The organism is Schnuerera sp., assembly GCF_035459645.1.
Classification (GTDB): Bacteria; Bacillota; Clostridia; order Tissierellales; family Tepidimicrobiaceae; genus Schnuerera.
On record NZ_DATHXO010000532.1, the window covers coordinates 1 to 4382 of the forward strand.

Below are 4382 nucleotides of genomic sequence, written 5' to 3' on the forward strand. Positions count from 1 at the left end.
TCTAATAACCCTTTTAATTCTCCTGATCTTAAATTGACTTTACTATCATTACTCCATTTTAATACTATATTATCTTCATCATCACTATCTGTTTTTATAACATTTACATCTGTATGGTCTACTATGGAAACGCCACTAATATTTACTCTAAATTTACCATCTTTTGATTCATCCACTTTTACATTTACTATTTGAGATAGTTCATCTACTAATAAATCCCTTCTATCTCTTAAATCGTTGGCTTTTCTACCATCTAGTTCATTGGAATAAATTTGCCTATTCAATGAAGCAATTTGGGTTGCTACGCTATTTATCTTTCTTACTTTAGTATCTATGGAAACTTCCGTTTCTTTTTGTAATTCTTCTAGCCTTACTGCTGATTCATTTATATGTTTAGTAAAGGCTAGAGCATTTTCCCTTACTGGTTCTCTATAGGAAAAATCGGAAGGGTTTTTGCTCATATTATCCAAAGCAGTATAAAAATCATCTAAATACTGCCTAAAACTACTTTTAGAAGGCTCTCCAAATAGCTTTTCTATTTCAGATAGAGTATCCCTCTTAATTAACCATTCCCCTTTTGGAGCATTTTCATTATAATATTTAAAATCTACATAGGAATCTCTTACTCTAGCTATATCATATATTTCCGTCCCTGTTCCTAAATAGCCTGTTCCTGGTAAATTATATGGGCTTGTAGCCCTTTGGGCCCCTTGTTGTCTTGAATATCCTTCTGTATTCATATTGCTTATATTATGATTGGTTATATATAAAGATCTTTGACTTGCTAACAAAGATTGTACAGCTGTATTGAAACCAAAATGCATATTTACTCAGTCCCTTCGTAAAAATTTTGAATTTTAAATTGTGAATTGTAAATTAGTTGTTATTTAAATATTAATTAGATTAATAACTCTGTGCTATAAAAAAATTTGTTTAGAGCCATTTTCAAAATAATAAATTATTTTGTGTTGGCTTTTGTTGTCTTTAAGATGCTCGTTAATATACTTATTAGTTCATCGCAATCTTTTATCATACTGTTTCCATGTTCTTTTTTAATTTCTCCGCTATCCCTTAGTAGCCTAAGCCAATATCTTGTTTCAAAAGCTTCTTTTTGTGCAATTGATAATTTGTGAATAAAGTCCTTTCTACTTTGCGCAGAACAACCTTCCTCAACATTAGCTCCTATGCTCGTACCACTTCTTAGTAATTGTTTTGCAATTTCATGTTCCACATTGTTCTTTATCATATGCCTATACATTTTCATAATTCTCAAAGCAAATTCATAACTCTTATCTCTAATCAAATTCCCCGTCATATACAATTACCTCACAATTATCAACCAATTTTTCGCGAAAAATTGAGTCCTCATTCACAATTTACAATTCATAATTCACAATTTGTAGCTTTATCTTCCAACTATTCCCAATCTATTGATAATAGTCTCAATCATCTCATCTATGGCATTTATAACCCTGCTGTTTGCTACATAAGAGTGTTGGTATTTTAGCATATTTGCCATTTCTTCATCTAAAGATACGGAGGATATTTCTTGTCTTCTTCCGTCTATCTGGTTTATTAGCATAACTTGGTTTAATACCATATCCCTGGCTTGTTCTCTTTCTAGACTTAAGCTTAAAATTAGGTCTCGGTAAAAATTGTCTATAGTCATAGTGCCATCTTCACCATCTGCTGGTCCTGTATATTCATCAAACGTATAATCATTGAATAGAAGTTCTTCTCTTAAGCCTAATATTTCTTTTGCAATATCTCCGTCCCCTTTTGCACCTGTTTTTCCAGCTGCAATTTTATTGAAATCTTCCAATTCTGGATTTACCTTTATTGTTGCTGCTGGGTCATCTTCTTCAAAGTCAAAAAATTTCACGCCTGTACTGTTATCTAAACCAGTGCCTTGTTGGTGTACATCGTTAATGGAATTAGCTATAGTTCCCACCAAAACATTCAATCTTTCCCTATATTCTACTACTACCTTGTCTCTAGCGTCTATATATCCTCCTAGTTCTCCTAATCCTTTTAAATCTATAGGATTTCCTGTGTCTGTCCAATAAATTTCACCATGACCTTTTTCATTTAATTGAACATCTATAGGGTTGAAATAATCTCCATTTATTAAATCTCTACCATTTAATGTAACTACAACTTCCCCATATTTATTTTCATGATAATCTATAGGAATTAGTTCTGATAGCCTATCTAAAGCTGCATTACGCTCATCTCTATAATCATTGGCTGATATATGAGGGCCATAGCCTTCTGCTAGTTTAATCTTTTTATTCCATTCTGATACTTCCTCTAATAAAGAATTTACTTCTTCCGATTTATTTAACATTTCTTTGTTTAAATTAAATTGTAGGTTGTCCAATTGGACGGATATATGGTTTACTGTAGTAGTCAAAGCTACTGCTTTTTCATGGAGAAGGCCTCTTATGGTCAAACTATCTGGTTCCTTATATAATTCTGACCAACCGTCCCAAAAATCATCCATTACATTTTGAAGGCCACTACTGGTTATCTCATTAAATATTACTTCAATCTCATTTAATATTTCTGATTTAGTATTATAGTATCCAAATGTTGCCATTTCCCTTCTTAATTTTGCATCTAAAAACTCATCTCTTATCTGTCTAATTTGTTGAACATCTACTCCTGAACCCATTTGGTATCTTGTAATAATATTGGTAGAGTATCGACTCTCTGCATGGATTGCACTTTGCCTTACATAGTTTGGGTTATCTACATTGGCAATATTATGAGATACTGTATCTAAAGCTTTTTTATTTGCATTAATTCCCGATATGGAAATATATAATCCTCCAAAACTCATATCTACACCTTCCTATCAAACAAATTATTCTTAGTTTCTTTCCCCTTCTTTTCCTTTCCATAAGTAGTTGGCGTCTGGGTATTGGTAAGCAAGTTCATATTAAAATCTAACCATTGCAAATTTTCGTTAATCAATTGATTGTTGATATCGTTTCTACTTTGGATTTCTTCTAAGGACTTAGACAGCTTTTCGCCTATATCAATTAAATTCTCTTTTTTTTCTGGAATGTTTTTTATTAATTCTGATAAGGGGGTATTGGTATCTACTCCCCAACTATCTAAAAGTTTTATTCTTTTCTCTTCTGTTATTGCCATAGTATTTATAAGTTCTTCTTCTTTTTTAAGCATTTCTTCTAGCTTTTCTACTTGATTTTCTATAATCAAATCCGTTTTTTCAAAAGTTGATTCTTTTAAAGCTAGAAGTATTTTTAACTCTTTTTTTAACAGATCTATTAATTCTTCAGAAAAAGTCATATTGCCACCTCATTATATTTTCTTGTCAAAACTAATACCTTCAAACATCTTTTCCGCTATCTTTTGTCCATCTACATTATAGTTTCCAGATACTATCTCCCTTTTAATTTTTTCTACCTTTTCCTTCCTTATATCTGGTATTTCTTTTAATTTATTCATTGCAAACTGATAATCAATAGCTTTTTCCGAAACTTTCAATTCATCTTTCCCAAAGGTATTTTTATTTGGTTTTATTTTATTGTTTTTCATATCGTTATAAATTTGTAATACCTTGTCAGTTTTATTTATTTTCATAAAAATACACCCCATTTCCTCAATATTATTATCGGTTAAATGGGGTGATACTTTAATTTTTATTTTATTAAATTATCTTTTCTTATATCTATCTGTAATTCTAATCCTTTCCTTAGCTCTTCCATTTTCAAGATCTTTAGGATCCCTACCTCCACCTATACTTTGCTTAAATTCTCTTTGCATTTCTACAGTACATTTTTCACAAAACCTTCCTGTTTTTATTGAAGCTCCACATCTTTCACAGCTAAGAAGTAAATTATGTTCATCTTCCACTTCTAATCTTCCTTCTCTTAAAAAGGATATGATCTTCTTGGTATCTACTCCTGTTTCTTCTGAAACTTCCGATATATTAACCCCCGGGTTTTCATCTATATATTCCTTTACCTTTTTAAAATCTTCTTCATCTTTTCTTCTACATTGTAAGCATATATTAAATCCATCGTAAGCATATATTTTCCCACAACGACTGCAATTTCTTACATCCATATTCTCACCTCACATTTTCATACTAGAAGTAATAGCTAGTCCATATATCTTTTTTGCCCCGCCTTCTTTAAGGGATTTGCTACATTCTTCTAAAGTTGTTCCTGTAGTAATAATATCGTCAATTAAAAGAATTTCTTTACCTTTAAATTCTTCTGCATTAATAGTTTTAAAAGAATCCTTTAAATTGTTTTTTCTCTCAATTTTTCCTAGTTTATTTTGATCTAAAGTCCATTTGTTTTTTATAAGATGATTGTTTAATAATGGAATATTCATTTTTTTAGATACAT

The 4382-nt window shown here is 30.8% G+C and carries 7 protein-coding genes; all 7 read right to left on the reverse strand.

Annotated elements, in window-relative coordinates:
* Positions 1–824, reverse strand: an 824-nt coding sequence (flgK, locus tag VK998_RS12420) for a flagellar hook-associated protein FlgK (protein ID WP_325228836.1), incomplete at its 3' end; no start/stop codon positions are given.
* Positions 825–958: 134 nt separating this feature from the next.
* The gene (locus tag VK998_RS12425; RefSeq protein ID WP_325228839.1) at positions 959–1315 is read right to left on the reverse strand and encodes a four helix bundle protein; all 357 of its coding nucleotides are present in this window, start codon (positions 1313–1315) and stop codon (positions 959–961) included.
* A gap of 90 nt (positions 1316–1405) precedes the next feature.
* Positions 1406–2842 (reverse strand): flagellar hook-associated protein FlgK, encoded by a 1437-nt coding sequence (gene flgK / locus VK998_RS12430; protein ID WP_325228842.1) that lies wholly within the window; start codon positions 2840–2842, stop codon positions 1406–1408.
* 2 nt (positions 2843–2844) lie between these two features.
* Positions 2845–3315, reverse strand: coding sequence for a flagellar protein FlgN (locus VK998_RS12435; protein WP_325228845.1), 471 nt, complete (start codon positions 3313–3315; stop codon positions 2845–2847).
* A gap of 12 nt (positions 3316–3327) precedes the next feature.
* Complete coding sequence (gene flgM, locus VK998_RS12440; RefSeq protein WP_325228848.1) at positions 3328–3609, reverse strand: flagellar biosynthesis anti-sigma factor FlgM; 282 nt, start codon at positions 3607–3609, stop codon at positions 3328–3330.
* 72 nt (positions 3610–3681) lie between these two features.
* The gene (locus VK998_RS12445; protein ID WP_325228851.1) at positions 3682–4095 is read right to left on the reverse strand and encodes a TIGR03826 family flagellar region protein; all 414 of its coding nucleotides are present in this window, start codon (positions 4093–4095) and stop codon (positions 3682–3684) included.
* A 9-nt stretch (positions 4096–4104) separates the two neighbouring features.
* A partial coding sequence (locus tag VK998_RS12450) for a ComF family protein (RefSeq protein WP_325228854.1) occupies positions 4105–4382 on the reverse strand: 278 nt, incomplete at its 5' end.